This is a genomic window from Nocardia sp. NBC_00403, assembly GCF_036046055.1.
Classification (GTDB): domain Bacteria; phylum Actinomycetota; class Actinomycetes; order Mycobacteriales; family Mycobacteriaceae; genus Nocardia.
Genome location: NZ_CP107939.1, coordinates 6,522,486 through 6,541,462 on the forward strand (window position 1 = coordinate 6,522,486; position 18,977 = coordinate 6,541,462).

Consider the following 18,977-nt stretch of genomic DNA (forward strand, 5'->3'; position numbering starts at 1 on the left):
CATTGTGCACATCGCTATGTTCATGGATTACCACCCGGCCACGCTCGGTGGTGTTCAGACTGCGGTCGGCTCGCTGTGTCGCGGGCTCGAGCGTGCGGGCCACCACGTAACCCTCTTCGTCGCGCCGCTGTCGGGCAAAACCACTGATTCCCGGCCGAACGTGGTCGAGCTCGAGGCGGTCGCCGGGCTCGAGGCGAACGGCTTCCCGGTGGTGCTGCCGACCAAGCGCAATGCCGAGTTGATCGACGCCGCTTTCGCCGCACACGGCCCGATCGACGTCGTACACACGCACACCACCTACGGTGTCGCCATTTCCGGGATGAAAGCGGCACGGCGACACCGGCTTCCGCTGGTGCACACCGCCCAGAGCCGGGACGACGCCTTCATCGAACACACCTCGCCCGCGCCCTATGCGGCAGCATTGGCGATGCGCGCGTTGCACGGCCGGTTCGTGCCGCATCGCCATCACATGCCGCACCGGTCCGAGAGCCGCGCCGCGCGCCATGCCTGGTGGACGATCGTCGGCCAAGCTCAGGCCGCCGACCGAGTGATCGCGCCGACGCGGCATTTCGCCGACCTGATGGTCGCGCACGGGCTGACCCGCCCGATTCAGGTGGTGTCCAACGGCGTCGACGATGCCCTGCTGGAAAACCACAGCAGCGCGGTTTCCGGACAGTCGGCCGACGGGCCGCTGCGGCTGGTGTGGAGTGGCCGACTTTCCACCGAGAAGCGCCTGCTCGACGCTATCGACGCGGTACGGCGCGCCGACAACTGCACCCTCGATATCTATGGCGAAGGTGATTTGCGCGACGCCGCGACCGCGGCGATCGTCGAGCACCGTCTCGACGATCGAATCCGATTGCACGGCAGAGTCACTCAGGCCGAATCCCTCGACGCCATGTCCGGTGGCGATGCGCTGCTTTTCCCCTCCTACGGCTTCGACACACAGGGCATGGTCCTGCTCGAGGCCGTGGCGGTGGGGCTTCCGATCATCTACTGCGATCCCGATCTCGACGAGTCGGTGCCGACCGGTGGCGGTGTCCGCACGGCGGATGCTTCGGCGGCGGGGATCGCCGCGACCATTGCCGAGCTGGCCGCCGATCGCGATGCGCTCACCGAAATGTGCACCGTGCTCGGCAAATACAGCGACTCGGTGCTGCAGTCACAGCACACGGGCGCGGTGCTGGACATCTATCGACAGGCCGGCGAGACGTCCACGCTCAGCTCCGAACCGGTGATGCCGCACTCTCTTTCGGAAGTGCCCACCGCGCCGGGGCACCTGCCGCTGGTAGGTCATAGTCTGCGGGCGCTGCGCGACGCCCCCGCCTTTGTGACGTCGCTGTCCAACCTCGGGCCGGTCGTGCGGATATTTTTCGGCAAGCAGACCGGATACCTCCTCACCACCCCGGATCTGGTTCGCGAGGCAGGCATCGGCGACGCGGAGCTCAATCGTGAAGACCTGCGTGCGGCAATCGAGGACATCGCAGGTGGATCGGTCAACGTCCTGCGCGGCGACGAACACAAGCTGCGGCGCAGGATGATCGCGCCCGCATTGCGCCAGAGCCGCCTCGCCGAGTACACGAGTTCGGCGGCCGATATCGCCGAAAGCTGGTCGGCGGGACTGCCATCGGGTGCACGCGTGAATCTGATGGACGAGGCCCACGGCCTGATTCTCGACACGGTCTCCTCGACGCTGTTCACCGCGGAGTTCAGCGACGACGCGCGACGCGAGATTCGGGACAATGTGCCGTGGCTGCTCGGCCAGGTCATCCTGCGGACCGCATTGCCGCCGCAGGTGCGCTGGCTGCGCGTGATCGCGAACTGGCGGTGGCGCACGAAGGCGCGCCACCTACGGGGCGCCATCGGGGAGGTGGTGTCGGAATATCGCCGCCGCGACGAGGATTTCAACGACGTGGTCTCCGCGCTCATCCGGCACACCGACAGCGAGACCGGAGCAACGCTGTCCGACGAGCACATCATCGATGAAGCGATCCTGATGCTGGCAGGTGGCGTCGGGTCGATGGCCTCACTGACCGGCTGGCTGTGGCACGAGGTCATGCGCCGACCACACATCGCCGAACAACTCTATGCCGAACTCGATGCCGTCGTCGGAACCGGCCCCGTTCGACCGGAGCATCTCGCCGCGCTCCCCTATCTGAAACAGGTTGTGGCGGAGACACTTCGCTTCTGGGGCCCGTGGATCAGCGCGGGCACCGCCGATGGCGACGTCACCATCGGCGGGCTCACCATTCCGGACGGCGCGGCAATCATGTTCAGCCCCTATATGGTTCAGCACGACAAGCGCTATTACGCCAACCCGGAGGCTTTCGACCCGGCGCGCTGGTCACCGGAGCGCGCCGACGCCATCGACAAGAAGGCCAACCTGTCCTTCGGCGTCGGCCGCCGCCGCTGCCTCGGCGACCACTTCGCCCTGCTCGAGATCACCCTGGCCTCGGCAGCGCTGCTCGCACGCTGGCGGCCGACGCCCGATCCGAACTACCTCGTGCGGGCCTCCAACCGAGACTTCGTCTTGTCACCCTCGGCGCTGCCGGTCACGCTGACCCCGAGATCGTAGTTGCATCGCTCTCGACCTCCGCCATCGAACAAATCGTGGTGCCCATACTCGCGCACCGGCATCTTCGCAGTCAGCACAGCTGCGCGGAGATGACTTGCCCGATGCGCGATCCGCCATCCCCAAATGTGGACATGGGTCGGGTGCGCCGATGGGTACAGTGGCGAAAGGCCGGTCGGAACCCGACCAGTCAACCGGACACGCATCAGATGATTCCGAACGGCGGTGAGATCGCTTGATCCCCAACCTTTCCCCGTACATGTGCTCGATAAGAGATCATTTGGATATCTTGGTCAAAACAACGAGCGAAACGGTGACACGGGTCAAACTGGGAATCGCGGACGACTTGCGAGATAGTATCGGAACCGGCATTGTCGCAACGGATTCAGCGGAAGCGCTACGCTTTGCCCGAGCGTTGAATGTGACGGAGACGGTACCATCACCATATGAGTACGTCGCTCTCGAGCGGTCGCGTTACACCGACGCTCTGATGAACAGGGGCGAGTTACTCGTGAAAAAGGGCGACAAACTCGTTCCGGCTCGACCCGCCACCGAAGGGGAGATCGTCCAATGCGTCCTCCAGAGCGGCCACAAAGAAACGAGCTATGTCGCCAAGGCTACCGATATGGTAGTGACTCAACCGCGCGGTGAAATTACCGTCCACGATCCGAAGAGCTTCGCCGCAGGGTTCGAGGCGACCGACCAAGAAGGGATGTACCGGGCAACCGGCGTGTCTCGAATTATCAAGAACGACACCGGATATTCCATAGCGACCATGACTCCTTGGGGAAGCATCCAAACAGGCGGCCCAGATTGCAACATTGTGATGCGAATGCACAACGGGGATATCAAAACCCCAACCGTCGACACATACTTGCTCGGGAATGAGGAAAAAAAGGAGTACTACAAGCCCCTAACGCCAGAACTTCGGGCACGATTGGAACAGAACGAATGACCTCTTGATCAGATCGCGCCCTGTTCGCGGGCCCGGGGCGCGTCGGAGGTGCGGGAGCGGACGCCGAGTTCGGCATAGATGTGGAACCAGGTGGGATTCGACGGTGGTTTCGCTGAGAAAGAGTTGTCGGCCGCGATCACTACGCCGGACGCTGTAGAGCGAGACTCGATGCGGTGCAATGCATCCTACATTCCGAAGAGTAGGCGTCTAATGGAATGACCTGTCCACTACCGAAATTGGGACAGGGCGGCGGGTGTACCTTCTGTGCTCAGCTGCCGGGTACGGCCTTTCGTGCCATTGCGTTGCCACGCTTGCGTGAGCTGTCAGCATCCGAGGAAGAGCAGTGAGCGACCGTTCGCGCTGACGTCTGGGTCGCGCCGCATGCACCCGCGACGGTTGAGATCACAACACATTCCGGCCTTCATCCCAAAGCCGCGGAACGCTATGGCAGCTCATGTAGAGCAGTCGACCCGGGCTGCGCCACTCCCTCGCCGTTCCTCGTTCGGTCCGAGGGGATCCCCTGCCTCACACCGCAGTTGCCGGACTCGGTTAAGGTTCGCTCAGTCACTGTCCGCAACGTTCTGGAGTCCCGAGTGAGCGACGACCTTGCGATCGAGCTGCGCGACGATCATGTGGCAGTGGTGGAATTCTCGCGGCCACCCTACAACTACTTCGACACCGCGCTGATCCGGTCCCTGGCCGATGCGTACGCGGCGCTGGACGCAGACCCCGCCTGCCGAGCAATTGTCTTGTGCTCCACCGGAAAACACTTCTGTGCGGGAGCCGACTTCGCCGGGCCGGGGATCGGCGATCCACGCGAGCTGTACGCGGAGGCCGCGCGCCTGTTCGAGGTCGGCACCCCGACCGTGGCGACCGTGCACGGCGCGGCGATCGGAGGCGGGCTCGGACTGGCGCTGTCGGCCGACTTCCGGGTCGCCACCCGTGAGACGCGATTCATCGCCAACTTCGCCAGGCTCGGCATCCACCACGGGTTCGGACTTACCGTCACGCTGCCCGCGGTCATCGGCGCACAGAAGTCTCTCGACCTGCTGACCACCGGTCGGGCCGTCGACGGGGCCGAAGCCGAAACCATCGGCCTGTGCGATCGACTGACCACCGCGAGCACACTCCGCGACGAGGCCATCGCACTGGCCGCGCAACTCGCGGCCAACGCGCCACTCGCAGTGCGCTCGATCCGCACCACATTGCGCGGTGATCTGGCTGAAAAGGTCTGTGCCGCAACCGATCACGAGGCCGAACAGCAGGCGGAACTGATGCACAGCGCCGACTTCGCGGAAGGCGTCCGCGCGGTCGTCGAACGCCGCGCGCCGAAGTTCACCGCCTCCTGAGGACTGACCTTCGTCGCCAGGCGCATTCAGCGAATTCACGCCGGAGATGGCTGCCGAGGTGTTGTCGAGTTCAGGTGGAAGTCAGCTGTGCTGGTTCTGCAATTCCGCTACCAATCCGAAACGTTCGGCGAATTCCGACATCTTGTCCAGCTGTTGACCGGGATCGCCCGGCTGGAGTCCGACGACGATTCGGGTCACGCCGCGCGCGGCCGAAGCCTCGACCTGTTCGGCGGTCATGTCGATAGTCCCCCAACGGGTGTACTCGAGCGCCGCGGGATCGCGGCCTGCCTCCACAGCCGTCGCCTTGGCCAGATCCCACTGAATGTCACGTTCGGGCTCGGGCAGCATCCCACCGGCGAAATAGCCGTCACCCCGCCGACCGGTCCGACGCGCCGCCGCTCGGCTGCTGCCACCGATATGGATCGGAAGCTCGCTCGCCCCTTGCGGTTTCGGGAAGCTGCACAGATTGTCGAAGTCGAAGAACTCACCGTGATAGCCGACTCCCTCCGGTCCGCCCGACCACAGCAGGCGCATGACGTCGATCGCTTCGTCGGCGCGTCTGCCTCGGGTGGCGAAGTCCACGCCCGTCGCTTGCGCCTCGCCCGGCAGGAAACCGAGCCCGACGGTGAGCAGCCGCATACGCCCGCCGGACAGTACATCGATCGTCGCGAGCCGCTTGGCCAGAATCACCGGATGCCGGTACGGCAGCAGCAGTACACCGGTACCCAGCAGAATCCTCCGGGTAGAAGCGGCGACGAAGCTCAGACTGTCGAGCGGGTCGAAATACGGCAGCGTCGAAGGCAGCTCATTTCCCCCGTATATCGCACCGGGATACAGCGCGATGTGATCCGGCAGATACAGGCCCTCGAAACCGCTGTCCTCGGCATGCACAGCAAACGCGGTGAGCCGGTCGGGGTCGGTGCCGTTGAACGGCGTGCTGTAGCTGATCGCGAACTTCATGGGCATTCCTCGGATGATCGATGCGGACAAAGCGCGGCCCTTCCGTGCGGCCGGCGATCGCAACGCTAAACGTTGCCGCCGAGGTCAAGGCAACCTCGGACGAGCAGGCCAGACGTTTGTCGCCGGCATCGAACGGATCCGCTTTCGCCTCCGGGTGCGAGCCCGCGCACCCGGAGCGATATGGCGCCGTTCGGCTTTACGCGATCGTGACCCCAATGACCGAACGCGGCATGCATCCGGCGACAAGCTGGATGTATACCGCTCGGCCAGGAAAGGACACGCACATGATGGAGTTCGATGTTCCCGTCATCGACATCTCGTCCTACGTCGACCTGGCAAGCGATGCCGAGCGGGCCGCGGTCGCTCGCCAGGTGGATGCGGCCGCGGGCACGGTTGGGTTCATGCAGATTCGCGGGCACGGCATCGCGCGGTCGGTCCTCGACGACTTCGCCGCCACGCTCGACGACTTCTTCGCCCTCGATCCGGCGATCAAACAGCGGTACCGGACCGCCGTCGAATTCAACCGCGGTTACACGCCGCCGAAAAGCGAGAACCTGAGCTCGAGTCTCGGGGTGGCCTCGGCGACGCGGATGAACGATTACTTCGAAGCGTTCAACGTCGGCACCACCACGGCCGACTACCCGGACCTGGACCTGCCCGCGGCGGCGGGCTATGCCGACAACGTCTGGCCCGCCGAGCTGTCCACATTCCGACAGCGAGTCCAGGCGTACTTCGCCGAGGCCGCGCGCGTCGTGCGCACTCTCACCACCATCTTCGCCGACGCCCTCGACCTGCCCGCCGGATATTTCGACCACTTCACCGATCACTCGCTGGACGTGCTGCGGATGAACAACTACGCCCTGCCTCCGGGCACCGTCGATCTCGACGGCGAACTCAAGGGCATGGGCGAGCACACCGATTACGGCATCGTCACCGTGCTGTGGGCCGACCAAGTCCCCGGCCTGCAGGTACTCGGTGCCGACAGACGCTGGCACGACGTGCAGCCCGCCGACGACGCACTGCTGGTCAACCTCGGCGACTTGATGACGCGCTGGACCAACGAACGGTGGCTGTCCACTCTGCACCGGGTGATGCCGCCGATCGTCGACGGCACTATCGAACGCCGCCGCAGCGCCGCGTTCTTCCACGACGGCAATTTCGACGCGATGATCGAGACGCTGCCTTCGTGCATCGGTGCGGGCAGCAAGTACGCGCCGATCACGGTCTCCGAGCACGTGCAGGCGAAGCTGGCCGGTTCGCGTGCGCTGCAACCGAATACGAACGCACAGCGCGAGGCCGCCCGAGTGCTGTCCGCGATGGACAGATGAGACCCTACTTGCGGAATTTCGCCTCGAGTTCCCGCAACGTGGCCTGCAGATCCGCGGGATCGTTGGTCTTGAACACACCCTGGTAGCCGGTCTCGGCGCGCACGGCCGCCTCCACCTCGGGGTCGTGGTACAGCTTCGCGAGGGCCACCAATTTCGGGTTGTCCTTGTCCGCGGCGCGAGCGGCGAAGATATTGATGTACTGCTTCAGCTCCGGCCGCTCGGGGTCATCGGTGAAGATCACTTCTTTGGTGGTCAGACCGGCGGGGCGCGCGAAGGTGTCATCGACGAATGCCGCGTCCGCACTGTCGAGCGAAGGCGCGGTCAGTGTGGGATCGATGGTGGTCAGGCGCACCTTGGAGGCGGCGGTGTCGACGTCCTCGATCTTGGAGTCCCAGCTCGCGCCGCCATGGAGCACGATCAGGCCCGCCGCGGACAGCGCCAGCAGCGGCCGCACCTGGTTGGCCGGATTGTTGCTGAGGGTGATCTGACCGCCCTCCGGAATGTCGTTGACCGACTTGTGCTTCCGCGAGTAGAGGGTGAGCGGGAAGATCTCGGTGGCGCCGATCGGCACCAGGGTGTCGTTGTTGCGGACGTTGTAATTGGCCAGATAACGCACGTGCTGGAACTTGTTGAGGTCCACCCGCTGCTGCGACAGCGCGGGGTTCGGCTGATTGTAGTCGGTGAAGTTGACGTACTCGACCGTGATGCCCTGTTCGGCGGCCTTCTTCTTGTAGACCTCCCAGTGCGGCAGCGCGATGTCGTTCACACCTACACGGACCACGTCCGGATTGCGCTCGTCACCACATGCGACCGCACCGGCGGCAAGAGCGAACAGCATCGGGATCACCGCAACACGGCGCAGAACTCGCATTTCTCGCAAACTAGACGCCCGTCCAAGAGTTCGCGAGAGTTTTGCTCAGCACAATTCAAACCGTTGCGGCACCCCGCGAGACACCGCTTGGATTACCGGGTTCAGAAAGCGCTCGATCGGGCATGGGTCCGTCGGGCGGATGTTGCGACAAGCATTCGGGAGCACGAGTGAAATTCCATCGGGTACTGGCGATCCCGGTCCTGGTTGCCACCACGGCCCTCACCCTTACGGCGTGCGGCTCCGACGACAAGGCCGCCTCCGACACGGTAGTGCGCATCGGCACCACCGACAAGGACAAGGCCTGGGACGTCTTCGAGCAGAAGGCAAAGGAGCAGGGCATCACCTTGAAGATCACCAACTTCTCGGACTACAAGCAGCCGAACCTCGCGCTGTCGCAAAAGCAGATCGATGTGAATCTGTTCCAGCACCTGCAGTTCCTCGGCGCCTACAACGTCGCGAACAATGCGGATCTGACCCCGATCGGCTCCACCTATATCGTGCCGCTCGGCCTGTACTCCAAGAAGCACAAGACCATCGCCGATCTGCCGCAGGGCGCCGAGATCGCGATCCCGAACGACCCGACCAATCAGGCGCGAGCGCTGTTCGTGCTGCAGACCGCGGGTCTGCTGAAGTTGTCGTCGGACACCAAGGCGCCCTCGCCCGCCGATATCGACAAGGGCGCCTCCAAGGTCAAGGTGACCCCGGTCGACGCGGCGCAGACGGCGCTGTCGCTGGCCTCGGTCGACGGATCGATCATCAATAACACCTTCTTGGACCGCTCCGGTATCGACCCCAATTCGGCTCTGTACAAGGACGATCCGAAGAATCCGTCCGCGGAGCCGTACATCAATGCGCTGGTGACAAGGGCCGAGGACAAGAACAACCCGAGGTACCAGAAGCTCGTCGAGCTCTGGCACTCACCCGAGGTGCAGCAGGCCCATTCCGAGGTGACCAAGGGCACAGCGGTCGAGGTGCGGCGCAACGGTCCCGAGCTGGAGCAGATCCTGCAGCGCGTGCAGCAGACCATCCGCGACGGCAAGTGAGCGAGTATCAGGTCCCCGCGGTCGAATTCCGTTCGGTCACCAAGGCTTTCGGTAAAGGCACAGATCGGCATATCGCGCTCGACAGCATCGATCTGCGGATCGAAAAGGGTGAGATCTTCGGCGTGATCGGCTATTCCGGGGCGGGCAAGAGCACGCTGGTACGGCTGATCAACGCACTGGAGAAGCCGACGAGTGGCACCGTCGAGGTCTCCGGCGCTCCTATCACGGGGGTGCGGGAGGCCGAGGTGCGGCGGATCCGCCGGGACATCGGCATGGTGTTCCAGCAGTTCAACCTGTTCCGATCGCGCACGGCCGCAGGGAATATCGAGTACCCGCTGAAGGTGGCACGCCGGCCGCGGGCCGAGCGCAAGGCGCGCGTCGCCGAACTGCTCGAGTTCGTCGGCCTGTCCGAGAAGGCGCGCAGTTATCCCGATCAGCTCTCCGGTGGCCAGAAGCAGCGCGTCGGCATCGCGCGCGCTCTCGCCACCTCGCCGTCCTTGCTGCTCGCGGACGAATCGACCTCGGCGCTGGATCCGGAGACCACCCAGGAGGTGCTGCGGCTGCTGAAGCAGATCAATCGCGAGCTCGGCGTCACCATCGTGGTCATCACCCACGAGATGGACGTCATCCGCGCGGTGGCCGACCGTGTCGCGGTACTTGCCGAGGGTCGAATCGTGGAGCTGGCCCGCACTTTCGACGTCTTCGCCGACCCACAGGCGACGCCGACCCGGTCGTTCGTCGACACCGTGCTGCACAACCGGCCCAGCGACGAGGAGTTCCGCAGACTCAGCGAGCTGCACGGCGGCAGGCTGGTCACCGTCGACATCGACGACAAGCGCGGGATCGGCGCGGTGCTGGCCGCGGCGACCAACGCACAAGTCCGGTTCGAGGTGGTCTACGGCGGGGTGAGCACGTTGCAGGACAAGACGTTCGGCAGCGTCACGCTGGCTTTGCACGGGCCCGACGATGCGGTCGACAAGGTGGTCGACGAACTCGATCGCCGACGGGCCTGAAAGGAGCAAGCATGCATACCGATTGGGACAAACTGCGGCCGGTGCTGCAGGAAGCGATCGGCACCACCGTCTATCTGGTACTGCTCACCTTCGTGATCGGCGGACTGATCGGGCTGTTCCTCGGGACCGCCCTGTACACCACCCGCAAGGGCGGCCTGCTCGCGAACGCCCCGATCTACTTCCTGCTCAACGTGCTTGTGAATGTGGTACGGCCGATTCCGTTCATCATCCTGCTCGCGGCCCTCGGGCCGGTAACCCTGGAGGTAGTCGGCACCACCATCGGCACCGAGGCTGCCGCCTTCGTCATGATCGTGGCCGCATCGTTCGGCATCGCGCGCATCGTGGAGCAGAATCTGGTCACCGTCGATCCCGGGGTCATCGAGGCGGCACGGGCCGTCGGCGCCGGACCGCTGCGGATCATTCTGACGCTGCTCATCCCGGAGGCACTCGGCCCGCTGGTGCTCGGCTACACCTTCGTGATCGTTGCGATCGTCGATATGTCGGCCATGGCGGGCACCGTCGGCGGCGGTGGTCTCGGCGACTTCGCGCTGGTCTACGGCTATCAGCGGTTCGACTGGCAGGTCACGCTGGTTGCGACGCTGATCATTATCGCGGGTGTTCAGGGCATCCAGTTCTTCGGCAATTTCCTGGCCAGGAAAGTATTGCGCCGCTGAAACATTGATACGCGCGATGGTCGACCGCGCGTATCAATGGTCTCGTCAGCGCGCGTTCGCTGTGCACTCCGAGGTGACGATCGCAGCGCGGCTCGGCGCCGCGCTGCCGAGGGCGGCCAGTAGCGGTGACGGGTCGGGACCGAGCTGCCCGATCGCGGCCTGCTCCGCCTCCACCCGCGAATACCCGAATGCCCAGGTGTAGTGGCCGTCGCGGACCGCGACGGCGCCGCAGCCATTGGCGAAGTGCACGATGACTCTGCACTTCGCGGCGCCGCATTCCGACAGCGCCCGCCGATCCGCGTCCTCGTAACTCCCATAGTTGACACCGGATCCGACGACCGCGCCGCGCGATGTGTTCGATATCGCCAGCGACCCGTACAGGTCGCCGGCCGCGCCTGCGGTTGCGGCCCCGAGCCCGACGAACGCGGTCGCGGATGACACGACCAGGCCGAGAGCCGCCTTGCCCGACACTGACATCATGTTTTCTCCCGTTTATCGAAACAATGTGCAGCGCGATCGTTGTCCACCGCTCACGAATTATGCAAACCTGCTCCTCATCGCGACGTCATTCGATTCCCCAGCGGGACAACATCTCTCCAGTCGGCCGGCCAGTTCACCAGGGCGACGACCAGCATGATCACCAAGTGCAGCGGCGCGGAGACCTCCTCGTAGATCGCGCCGTCGTCGATGAGGTGCGTAGTCACGGCGCCGGTCAGCACCAGAACCAGCATCGCGGCGCCGAGGAATCGAGTCTCCTTGCGCGGCACCACCAACAGCACGGCGGCGATCAGTTCCAACCCACCGACGGCGAATCGCATGTTCGGGTCGAAACCCCACTCGGCGAACTTTTCCGAGTACGCCGGGCCGAAGAAGGTCGGCCCGAGCCAGAACTTCGTGGCGAACCCGATGACGAATTCGAACGCGAGAAACCAGTAGACGGCCTGGCCGAGCCGAGCCGATCGTGAACGTTGCGGCATGTTGTTCCTCCGGAGGAGTTGTCGCCACGCGGCGCGACGACGACGGGTAGATCCCGTCATCGCAATGACCGTGGGAAGCCCGAAGATGTGACAGCCGCAGATTCCGACTCAGAACCAGCGCGCCAGCAGCGTGCTCGGCGCGAGGAGGTCGGACGCATTCGATCGTACGTGCGCCGCGCCTGCGGAACACTCGAATAGCCAGCGAGCGGCGCTACCCGCCATTCGGCGCGGTGGGGTCCGGATACAGAACGGCTGGCACGGACCCGAAGTGGACGGCACGGTCGTCGTCGGCCCATCCTCGAAATCATCGGTGCTCACCAACACCAGCACCAGCACGGCGAAAGACAGCACGGCGGCAAGAATGATCACGACCCACCCCCAGCGCGGTTGACGGTCCCTCGAGAACTCGTGGATTTCCAACCAGAACATCGCCTGCTTCTTCCGACTCCCGCCCCATCATCGCAGGCCCACGGTGCGGCTTCATCACGAGTGGCACAGGTTTCGGCAAATACGAGAAGTACTCCCCTGTGTGGCCTCGCCGGACGATCGACTCCGGAATGCACAACGCCCCGACCACGGGGTCGGGGCGTTGCGAGCGGGTATCCGGTCAGACGGTGAATCCCAGGGCACGGAGCTGTTCGCGGCCGTCTTCGGTGATCTTGTCGGGGCCCCACGGGGGCATCCACACCCAGTTGATCTTGAGGTCCTCGACGAGGCCGCTGCGCACGAGTGCGTTGCGCGACTGGTCCTCGATGACGTCGGTCAGCGGGCAGGCCGCCGAGGTGAGGGTCATGTCCAGGATGGCGACTTCGTCCTGGACGGCCAGGCCATAGACCAGCCCGAGGTCGACCACGTTGATGCCGAGCTCAGGGTCGACGACGTCGCGCATCGCCTCCTCGAGATCCTCGAGGCGCTTGATGTCTTCCGCAGACAGCTCGACCTGTTCAGCCTGTTCGGCGGATTCGGTTACCGGTGTCTCGCTCATGCCGTTTCCCCATTCGTTGGCAATCCATTGCCCATCGGACGCTTGGCTTCCTCGGCGGAGGCTATCCGGACCACCGCGTCCTTGAACGCCATCCAACCGAGCAAAGCGCACTTCACCCGGGCCGGATACTTGGCGACGCCCGCGAAGGCGATACCGTCGCCGATCATGTCCTCGTCGCCCTCGACCGTGCCGCGGCTCGCGACCATCTCGTTGAACGAGTCGACCACCTTCAGCGCCTGCTGCAACGGCAGGCCGATGACCTGATCGGTCAGCACCGAGGTCGACGCCTGAGAGATCGAACAGCCCTGACCGTCGTAGGAGACGTCGGCGACGTCACCGTTGTCGTCGAGCTGCACGCGCAGGGTCACCTCGTCACCGCAGGTCGGGTTCACGTGGTGCACCTCGGCGCCGAACGGTTCCCGCAGCCCGCGGTGATGCGGGTGTTTGTAGTGGTCCAGGATCACTTCCTGGTACATCTGCTCCATGCGCATGTCTTATCCAACCCCGAAGAAGCTCTGAGCCTTCCGCACTGCGGCTACCAGCTTGTCTACCTCGTCGAGGGTGTTGTAAACCGCAAAGGAGGCGCGCGCTGTCGCAGGCACGCCGAGGCGGCGCATCAGCGGCCACGCGCAGTGGTGACCCACTCGGATGGCGACGCCTTCGTCGTCCAGGATCTGGCCCACATCGTGCGCGTGGATGCCGTCGACCACGAACGACACCGCGCCGCCACGGTCGACATTCTCGGTCGGTCCGACGATCCGCACGCCGTCGATGGCGCCGAGTCCGGCCAGCGCCGCGTCGACGAGTGTGTGCTCGTGTGCGGCAACAGCTTCCATACCGATCGCCTCGAGATACCGCACCGCGGCACCGAGTCCGACCACCTGTGAGGTCATCGGCACGCCCGCCTCGAACCGCTGCGGCGGCGGGGCGTAGGTGCTCGCCTCCATGGTGACGGTCTCGATCATCGAGCCACCGGTGATGAACGGCGGGGTCTCCTCCAGCAGCGCACGGCGGCCGAAGAGCACACCGACACCGGAAGGTCCGAGCATCTTGTGACCGGAGAACGCGGCGAAATCGATGCCGAGCTCGCGGAAGTTCACCGGCATGTGCGGCACCGACTGGCAGGCGTCCAGCACCGTGAGAGCGCCGACTTCTTTTGCCCGGCGCACCAATTCGGCCACCGGCGCGATCGAGCCGGTGACATTCGACTGATGCGTGAACGCGACAACCTTGGTGGCGGGCGACAATTCGAGCGAATCGAGATCGATCCGGCCGTCGTCTGTGATGCCGTACCACTTCAGCGTCGCACCCGTACGGCGCGCGAGCTCCTGCCACGGAACAAGATTCGCGTGGTGCTCGAGCTCGGTGATGACGATCTCGTCGCCGGGACCGACATGGTACGGGAACCGGCTGTCGGCGAAGGAGTACGTCACCAGGTTCAGTGATTCGGTCGCGTTCTTGGTGAAAACGATCTCACCGGCGTGCACGCCGACGAACCTGGCGATATCTGCCCTGGCATCCTCGTAGGCGTCGGTCGCCTCCTCGGCCAGCTGGTGCGCGCCGCGGTGCACCGCCGAATTGTGCTGGACCAGGAATTCGCGTTCCGCGTCCAGGACCGCGACGGGCCGCTGCGAGGTCGCGCCGGAGTCCAGGTACACCAACGGTTTCCCATCCCGAACCGTACGGCTCAGGATCGGGAAATCGGCCCGGATGCGGGCCACGTCGAGTGCGGGGACCGTCGCGGTCATATCAGGCTCCTGCGGTAGCAGACTGGGTGAAGCGGACGTAGCCGTTCGCGTCGAGCTCGTCGGCAAGTTCCGAACCACCCTCGGCGACGATGCGGCCACCGACGAAGACGTGCACGAACTCCGGCTTGATGTAGCGCAGGATGCGGGTGTAGTGCGTGATCAGCAGCACGCCGCCGTTCTCGCGCTCCTTGTAGCGGTTGACGCCCTCGGACACGATGCGGAGCGCGTCGACGTCCAGTCCGGAATCGGTCTCGTCGAGGATGGCGATCTTCGGCTTGAGCAGGCCGAGCTGCAGGATCTCGTGACGCTTCTTCTCGCCACCGGAGAAGCCCTCGTTCACATTGCGCTCCGCGAAGGCGGCGTCGATCTCGAGCTCGCTCATCGACTCCTTGACTTCCTTCACCCAATGCCGCAGCTTGGGGGCCTCACCGCGGACGGCAGTGACGGCGGTGCGCAGGAAGTTCGACGTGGACACACCTGGCACCTCGACCGGGTACTGCATGGCAAGGAACAGGCCCGCACGCGCACGCTCGTCGACGGACATCGCGAGGACGTCTTCGCCATCGAGAGTGATCGATCCGGAGGTCACCGTGTACTTGGGGTGGCCGGCGATCGCGTACGACAGCGTCGACTTGCCGGAACCGTTGGGGCCCATGATGGCGTGCGTCTCACCGGAATTGATGGTGAGGTTCACGCCCTTCAGGATCTTGATGGGCTCGCCGGACTCGTCCGGGTTGGCAACCTCGACGTGCAGGTCCTTGATTTCCAGGGTGGTCATCGAATTCGAGTTCCTTTGTGGGGGTAAGTGGTTCGGGATCACACGCCGACAGCGGCGAGCTCGGCCTCGATGGCCGACTCCAGCCGCTCCCGGATCTGGGGGACCGCGATCTTCTGGATGATTTCTTGGAAAAAGCCGCGCACCACCAGGCGTCGCGCCACATCCTCCGGAATACCGCGGGAGCGCAGGTAGAACAGCTGCTCGTCGTCGAAACGGCCGGTAGCACTTGCGTGACCCGCGCCGACGATCTCGCCGGTCTCGATCTCCAGGTTCGGCACCGAGTCTGCGCGCGCGCCGTCGGTGAGCACCAGGTTGCGGTTCACCTCGAAGGTGTCGGTGCCCTCGGCGGCCGCACGGATCAGCACATCGCCGATCCACACGGTGCGGGCGTCACCCTTGGGCGAATGCGGATCTCCCTGCAGCGCACCCTTGTACAGCACGTTCGACTTGCACTTCGGCTGCGAGTGGTCGACGAGCAAGCGCTGCTCGAAGTGTTGGCCTGCGTCGGCGAAGTAGAGGCCGAGCAGTTCGGCGTCGCCGCCGGGGCCTGCGTAGCGGACGGTTCCGCTGAGGCGAACCAGGTCACCGCCAAGCGTGACCGCGATGTGGCGCAGCGTGGCGTCGCGGCCGAGCAGCGCGTGGTGCGCGGTCGCATTCACGGCGTCGTCGGCCCAGTCCTGGACCGCGACGACGGTCAGCTTCGCGCTGTCACCGAGCACGAATTCCACGTTCTCGGCGTAGGTTCCGCTGCCGCGCTGGTCGATGACCACAGTGGCCGTGGCGAAGTTGGCCAGCCGGATCTGTAAGTGACCGTAGGCGGTCATACCCTCGCCGGGACCGGTGACCGTGACGATCACCGGTTCCGCGACCTCGGTCTCCGCACCGACCGACACGATGGTCGCCGACTCGAAGCCCGAGTACGCCTGGGCGGCAACGCGATCCGACGGCACGCCGGCCTCGCCGAGGCGAGAGTCGGTGCGCGCCACGGTCTCCACGTTCACATCGGCGACCGAGCTGACCTCGACTGTGGCCTGTCCGTCGCGCACCGCGGTGCCGTCGTGCAGGCCGCGCAGTCGACGCAACGGCGTGAACCGCCACGCCTCATCCTTGGACGAGGGCACCTCGAAGGCGTTCACGTCGTAGGAGGTGAACACCTCACCCTTGTTGGTCGCGGAGCCGGCGCCCGGGTTCTGAATCGGCTTGGCCGTAGGGTTCTCGCCCTCGACCGCTCCAACAACGCCAGTCGCCATCAGCCGACGGCCCCTTCCATCTGCAGCTCGATGAGCCGGTTCAATTCCAGTGCGTATTCCATTGGCAGTTCCTTGGCGATGGGCTCGACGAACCCGCGCACCACCATCGCCATGGCCTCGTCCTCGGTCATGCCGCGGCTCATCAGGTAGAACAGCTGGTCCTCGGACACCTTCGACACGGTGGCCTCGTGGCCCATCGTCACGTCGTCCTCACGGATGTCGACGTAGGGGTAGGTATCCGAGCGGCTGATCGTATCGACAAGCAGCGCATCACATTTCACGGTCGACTTGGAGCCGTGCGCGCCCTTGTTGACCTGAACGAGACCGCGGTAGGAGGCCCGGCCACCGCCGCGCGCCACCGACTTGCTGATGATCGTCGAGGAGGTGTGCGGCGCCAGGTGCAGCATCTTCGCGCCGGTGTCCTGGTGCTGACCCGGACCGGCGAACGCCACCGAGAGCACCTCGCCGCGGGCGTACTCGCCGGTCATCCACACGGCCGGGTACTTCATGGTGACCTTGGAGCCGATGTTCCCGTCGACCCACTCCATGGTCGCGCCCGCTTCGGCCTTGGCCCGCTTGGTGACCAGGTTGTAGACGTTGTTCGACCAGTTCTGGATCGTGGTGTAGCGGCAGCGGCCGCCCTTCTTCACGATGATCTCCACGACCGCGGAGTGCAGCGAGTCCGACTTGTAGATCGGCGCGGTGCAGCCCTCGACGTAGTGCACGTAGGCGTCTTCGTCGACGATGATCAGGGTGCGCTCGAACTGGCCCATGTTCTCGGTGTTGATCCGGAAGTAGGCCTGCAGCGGGATGTCTACGTGCACGCCCGGCGGCACGTAGATGAACGAGCCACCCGACCACACGGCGGAGTTCAGCGCGGAGAACTTGTTGTCGCCGGCCGGGATCACGGTGCCGAAGTACTTCTGGAACAGCTCCGGCTGCTCCTTCAGTGCGGTGTCGGTGTCGAGGAAGATGACGCCCTGCTTCTCCAGGTCCTCACGGATGGAGTGGTAGACGACCTCGGACTCGTACTGTGCCGCGACACCGGAGACCAGGCGCTGCTTCTCCGCCTCGGGGATGCCGAGCTTGTCGTAGGTGTTCTTGATGTCCTCGGGCAGGTCTTCCCAGGTCTCGGCCTGCTTCTCGCTGGAACGCACGAAGTACTTGATGTTGTCGAAGTCGATGCCATCGAGGTTGGAACCCCAGTTCGGCATGGGCTTGCGACCGAAGATGCGCAGTGACTTGAGGCGGTAGTCCAGCATCCAGTCCGGCTCGCTCTTCTTCGCCGAGATGTCGCGGACAACCTCCTCGGAGAGGCCTCGCTGCGCGCTGGCACCGGCCACATCCGAATCGGCCCAGCCGTAACCGTATTTGCCCAGTGAAGCGATGGTCTCTTCCTGAGTGAGCGGTTGCACCTGGTCGGTGGTTGTCGTCATTCGGCACTCCTTCCGGAGTCGTTCGTACGTCCCGCTGCGGGCTGTGCAGCGGTTGATGGAGAAGCTGACTTCATATCGGCAATAGGGGGAACGAACAGCGGCACGTGGGTGGTGCACGCACAATCGCCGTTGGCGATCGTCGCAAGTCGTTGCACGTGGGTTCCGAGCAGGTCCCGGAAAGCCTCCAGTTCGGCCTCGCACAGCTGCGGGAATTCCTCCGCAACATGGGAGACCGGGCAGTGGTGCTGGCAGATCTGCACGCCCGCGCCCACTTTGCGAGTGGTCGCGGCGAAACCGGCGTCGGTGAACGCCTCGGCGATCTCGTCTGCCTTCGCAGTGGTCGTCTCCGGCGTGTGCTCACCGACAGGCTCGATGCCTGCCACGATGGTGCGCGCCCGCTTGCGTGCGAACTCGGTGATGGCCTCATCGCCGCCGATCTCACCGAGCTGCCGAATAGCCGCGCCGGCCAGGTCGTCGTAGGCGTGCCCCAACCGGCCGCGGCCCACGGAGGTGAGCTGGTACTGCTTGGCGGGCCGACCGCGACCCTTCTGCTGCCAGGGCGCCGACCGGCTGGCCCTGGCCTGACCGGAGTCGATGAGCGCATCGAGATGGCGACGGACCCCGGCCGGGGTCAAGCCCAGCTTGGTTCCGATGGCGGTCGCGGTGATCGGTCCGTCTTCCAGCAGCAGCTGGACGATGGCTGCCCGCGTATGCCCCTCACCGCTCGGGACGAGGGTCGCAGGCGCGGCCGACGACGCAGCACCGGTACGGCGACCGGCCCTGGAGTCCTCGTCATGCGGCAAACCCACGGTTTTCACAACACCAGTGTGGCGGAATTCCTTCCCGGAATCTAATAAGGGTGCCCTGACCCAGAGGGCTCGTGACCTGCCGATGAATCCCGTCGAGCCCGACGATCACGCGATTCTTCGACAGCCAGATGTTCGCTACGAGATTTGGAGCTCGCAACTGTGATCGATCGCACTGCGTCTCGCTGCCGAACATCCGCGCAATCAACTGTGAAAACAGGGATTCGACCGA

The 18,977-nt window shown here is 64.8% G+C and carries 20 protein-coding genes; 7 read left to right on the top strand and 13 right to left on the bottom strand.

The genetic code is table 11. The features are described 5' to 3' along the window. Window positions 1–4: 4 nt before the first annotated feature. Together OHQ90_RS29015 and OHQ90_RS29020 are read left to right on the top strand one after the other, a co-directional pair. The gene (locus OHQ90_RS29015; protein WP_328402833.1) at window positions 5–2,575 is read left to right on the top strand and encodes a cytochrome P450; all 2,571 of its coding nucleotides are present in this window, start codon (window positions 5–7) and stop codon (window positions 2,573–2,575) included. 277 nt (window positions 2,576–2,852) lie between these two features. Continuing rightward, a complete protein-coding gene (locus OHQ90_RS29020; RefSeq protein ID WP_328402835.1) occupies window positions 2,853–3,527 on the top strand; it encodes a hypothetical protein in 675 nt (224 codons plus the stop codon). A gap of 8 nt (window positions 3,528–3,535) precedes the next feature. On the opposite strand, the gene OHQ90_RS29025 is transcribed toward OHQ90_RS29020, so the two are convergent. Continuing rightward, on the bottom strand, window positions 3,536–3,667 hold the full coding sequence (locus OHQ90_RS29025) for a hypothetical protein (protein ID WP_328402837.1): 132 nt from the start codon (window positions 3,665–3,667) through the stop codon (window positions 3,536–3,538). A 453-nt stretch (window positions 3,668–4,120) separates the two neighbouring features. On the opposite strand from OHQ90_RS29025, the gene OHQ90_RS29030 reads away from it, so the two are divergent. Beyond that, complete coding sequence (locus OHQ90_RS29030) at window positions 4,121–4,876, top strand: enoyl-CoA hydratase/isomerase family protein (RefSeq protein ID WP_328402839.1); 756 nt, start codon at window positions 4,121–4,123, stop codon at window positions 4,874–4,876. A gap of 81 nt (window positions 4,877–4,957) precedes the next feature. On the opposite strand, the gene OHQ90_RS29035 is transcribed toward OHQ90_RS29030, so the two are convergent. Further along, window positions 4,958–5,836 (bottom strand): LLM class F420-dependent oxidoreductase, encoded by an 879-nt coding sequence (locus OHQ90_RS29035; RefSeq protein ID WP_328402841.1) that lies wholly within the window; start codon window positions 5,834–5,836, stop codon window positions 4,958–4,960. 287 nt (window positions 5,837–6,123) lie between these two features. Between OHQ90_RS29035 and OHQ90_RS29040 the strand changes: the two genes are divergently transcribed. Beyond that, complete coding sequence (locus OHQ90_RS29040; RefSeq protein WP_328413162.1) at window positions 6,124–7,164, top strand: isopenicillin N synthase family dioxygenase; 1,041 nt, start codon at window positions 6,124–6,126, stop codon at window positions 7,162–7,164. A 4-nt stretch (window positions 7,165–7,168) separates the two neighbouring features. On the opposite strand, the gene OHQ90_RS29045 is transcribed toward OHQ90_RS29040, so the two are convergent. Continuing rightward, window positions 7,169–8,035: a MetQ/NlpA family ABC transporter substrate-binding protein gene (locus OHQ90_RS29045; protein ID WP_328402843.1), complete on the bottom strand. Its 867-nt coding sequence runs from the start codon at window positions 8,033–8,035 to the stop codon at window positions 7,169–7,171. A 167-nt stretch (window positions 8,036–8,202) separates the two neighbouring features. Here OHQ90_RS29045 and OHQ90_RS29050 point away from each other — a divergent pair, with 167 nt between their 5' ends. Genes OHQ90_RS29050 through OHQ90_RS29060 form a run of 3 tightly spaced genes read left to right on the top strand, consistent with a single transcriptional unit; the run spans window position 8,203 to window position 10,765 of the window. Continuing rightward, the gene (locus tag OHQ90_RS29050; protein WP_328402845.1) at window positions 8,203–9,078 is read left to right on the top strand and encodes a MetQ/NlpA family ABC transporter substrate-binding protein; all 876 of its coding nucleotides are present in this window, start codon (window positions 8,203–8,205) and stop codon (window positions 9,076–9,078) included. Beyond that, complete coding sequence (locus OHQ90_RS29055) at window positions 9,075–10,091, top strand: methionine ABC transporter ATP-binding protein (protein WP_328402847.1); 1,017 nt, start codon at window positions 9,075–9,077, stop codon at window positions 10,089–10,091. The genes OHQ90_RS29050 and OHQ90_RS29055 overlap by 4 nt, the downstream gene beginning before the upstream one ends. An 11-nt stretch (window positions 10,092–10,102) precedes the next feature. Next, entirely contained in the window at window positions 10,103–10,765 is a 663-nt protein-coding gene (locus OHQ90_RS29060; RefSeq protein WP_328402849.1) for a methionine ABC transporter permease, read from the top strand. A gap of 45 nt (window positions 10,766–10,810) precedes the next feature. Here OHQ90_RS29060 and OHQ90_RS29065 read toward each other — a convergent pair whose 3' ends face one another. The 10 genes from OHQ90_RS29065 to OHQ90_RS29110 all read right to left on the bottom strand — a co-directional run bounded on the left by OHQ90_RS29065 (window position 10,811) and on the right by OHQ90_RS29110 (window position 18,757). Then, window positions 10,811–11,245, bottom strand: a complete 435-nt coding sequence (locus OHQ90_RS29065) for a DUF4189 domain-containing protein (RefSeq protein WP_328402851.1) — start codon at window positions 11,243–11,245, stop codon at window positions 10,811–10,813. Window positions 11,246–11,319: 74 nt separating this feature from the next. Further along, complete coding sequence (locus tag OHQ90_RS29070; RefSeq protein WP_328402853.1) at window positions 11,320–11,742, bottom strand: DoxX family protein; 423 nt, start codon at window positions 11,740–11,742, stop codon at window positions 11,320–11,322. A 108-nt stretch (window positions 11,743–11,850) separates the two neighbouring features. After that, window positions 11,851–12,171: a hypothetical protein gene (locus OHQ90_RS29075; RefSeq protein WP_328402855.1), complete on the bottom strand. Its 321-nt coding sequence runs from the start codon at window positions 12,169–12,171 to the stop codon at window positions 11,851–11,853. A 178-nt stretch (window positions 12,172–12,349) separates the two neighbouring features. Next, window positions 12,350–12,727, bottom strand: a complete 378-nt coding sequence (locus tag OHQ90_RS29080) for a metal-sulfur cluster assembly factor (protein ID WP_328402857.1) — start codon at window positions 12,725–12,727, stop codon at window positions 12,350–12,352. Beyond that, window positions 12,724–13,218, bottom strand: coding sequence for a Fe-S cluster assembly sulfur transfer protein SufU (sufU, locus tag OHQ90_RS29085; protein ID WP_328402859.1), 495 nt, complete (start codon window positions 13,216–13,218; stop codon window positions 12,724–12,726). The genes OHQ90_RS29080 and sufU overlap by 4 nt, the downstream gene beginning before the upstream one ends. 3 nt (window positions 13,219–13,221) lie before the next feature. Then, window positions 13,222–14,475 (bottom strand): cysteine desulfurase, encoded by a 1,254-nt coding sequence (locus OHQ90_RS29090; protein WP_328402861.1) that lies wholly within the window; start codon window positions 14,473–14,475, stop codon window positions 13,222–13,224. Window position 14,476: 1 nt separating this feature from the next. Further along, a complete protein-coding gene (gene sufC, locus OHQ90_RS29095; protein ID WP_328402862.1) occupies window positions 14,477–15,253 on the bottom strand; it encodes a Fe-S cluster assembly ATPase SufC in 777 nt (258 codons plus the stop codon). 38 nt (window positions 15,254–15,291) lie between these two features. Further along, the gene (gene sufD, locus OHQ90_RS29100) at window positions 15,292–16,503 is read right to left on the bottom strand and encodes a Fe-S cluster assembly protein SufD (protein ID WP_328402864.1); all 1,212 of its coding nucleotides are present in this window, start codon (window positions 16,501–16,503) and stop codon (window positions 15,292–15,294) included. Then, on the bottom strand, window positions 16,503–17,939 hold the full coding sequence (sufB, locus tag OHQ90_RS29105) for a Fe-S cluster assembly protein SufB (RefSeq protein ID WP_328402866.1): 1,437 nt from the start codon (window positions 17,937–17,939) through the stop codon (window positions 16,503–16,505). Before sufB ends, sufD begins: the two co-directional genes overlap by 1 nt. Further along, window positions 17,936–18,757, bottom strand: coding sequence for a helix-turn-helix transcriptional regulator (locus OHQ90_RS29110; RefSeq protein ID WP_328402868.1), 822 nt, complete (start codon window positions 18,755–18,757; stop codon window positions 17,936–17,938). The genes sufB and OHQ90_RS29110 overlap by 4 nt, the downstream gene beginning before the upstream one ends. Window positions 18,758–18,977: the final 220 nt, after the last annotated feature.

Excerpts from the sequence above, each read along its gene's own strand:
- OHQ90_RS29035 (WP_328402841.1), bottom strand. The coding sequence starts at position 5,836 with ATGAAGTTCGCGATCAGCTACAGCACGCCGTTCAACGGCACCGACCCC.
- OHQ90_RS29040 (WP_328413162.1), top strand. The coding sequence starts at position 6,124 with ATGGAGTTCGATGTTCCCGTCATCGACATCTCGTCCTACGTCGACCTG.
- OHQ90_RS29045 (WP_328402843.1), bottom strand. The coding sequence starts at position 8,035 with ATGCGAGTTCTGCGCCGTGTTGCGGTGATCCCGATGCTGTTCGCTCTT.
- OHQ90_RS29060 (WP_328402849.1), top strand. The coding sequence starts at position 10,103 with ATGCATACCGATTGGGACAAACTGCGGCCGGTGCTGCAGGAAGCGATC.
- OHQ90_RS29065 (WP_328402851.1), bottom strand. The coding sequence starts at position 11,245 with ATGATGTCAGTGTCGGGCAAGGCGGCTCTCGGCCTGGTCGTGTCATCC.
- OHQ90_RS29070 (WP_328402853.1), bottom strand. The coding sequence starts at position 11,742 with ATGCCGCAACGTTCACGATCGGCTCGGCTCGGCCAGGCCGTCTACTGG.
- OHQ90_RS29075 (WP_328402855.1), bottom strand. The coding sequence starts at position 12,171 with ATGTTCTGGTTGGAAATCCACGAGTTCTCGAGGGACCGTCAACCGCGC.
- OHQ90_RS29080 (WP_328402857.1), bottom strand. The coding sequence starts at position 12,727 with ATGAGCGAGACACCGGTAACCGAATCCGCCGAACAGGCTGAACAGGTC.
- sufU (WP_328402859.1), bottom strand. The coding sequence starts at position 13,218 with ATGCGCATGGAGCAGATGTACCAGGAAGTGATCCTGGACCACTACAAA.
- OHQ90_RS29090 (WP_328402861.1), bottom strand. The coding sequence starts at position 14,475 with ATGACCGCGACGGTCCCCGCACTCGACGTGGCCCGCATCCGGGCCGAT.
- sufC (WP_328402862.1), bottom strand. The coding sequence starts at position 15,253 with ATGACCACCCTGGAAATCAAGGACCTGCACGTCGAGGTTGCCAACCCG.
- sufD (WP_328402864.1), bottom strand. The coding sequence starts at position 16,503 with ATGGCGACTGGCGTTGTTGGAGCGGTCGAGGGCGAGAACCCTACGGCC.
- sufB (WP_328402866.1), bottom strand. The coding sequence starts at position 17,939 with ATGACGACAACCACCGACCAGGTGCAACCGCTCACTCAGGAAGAGACC.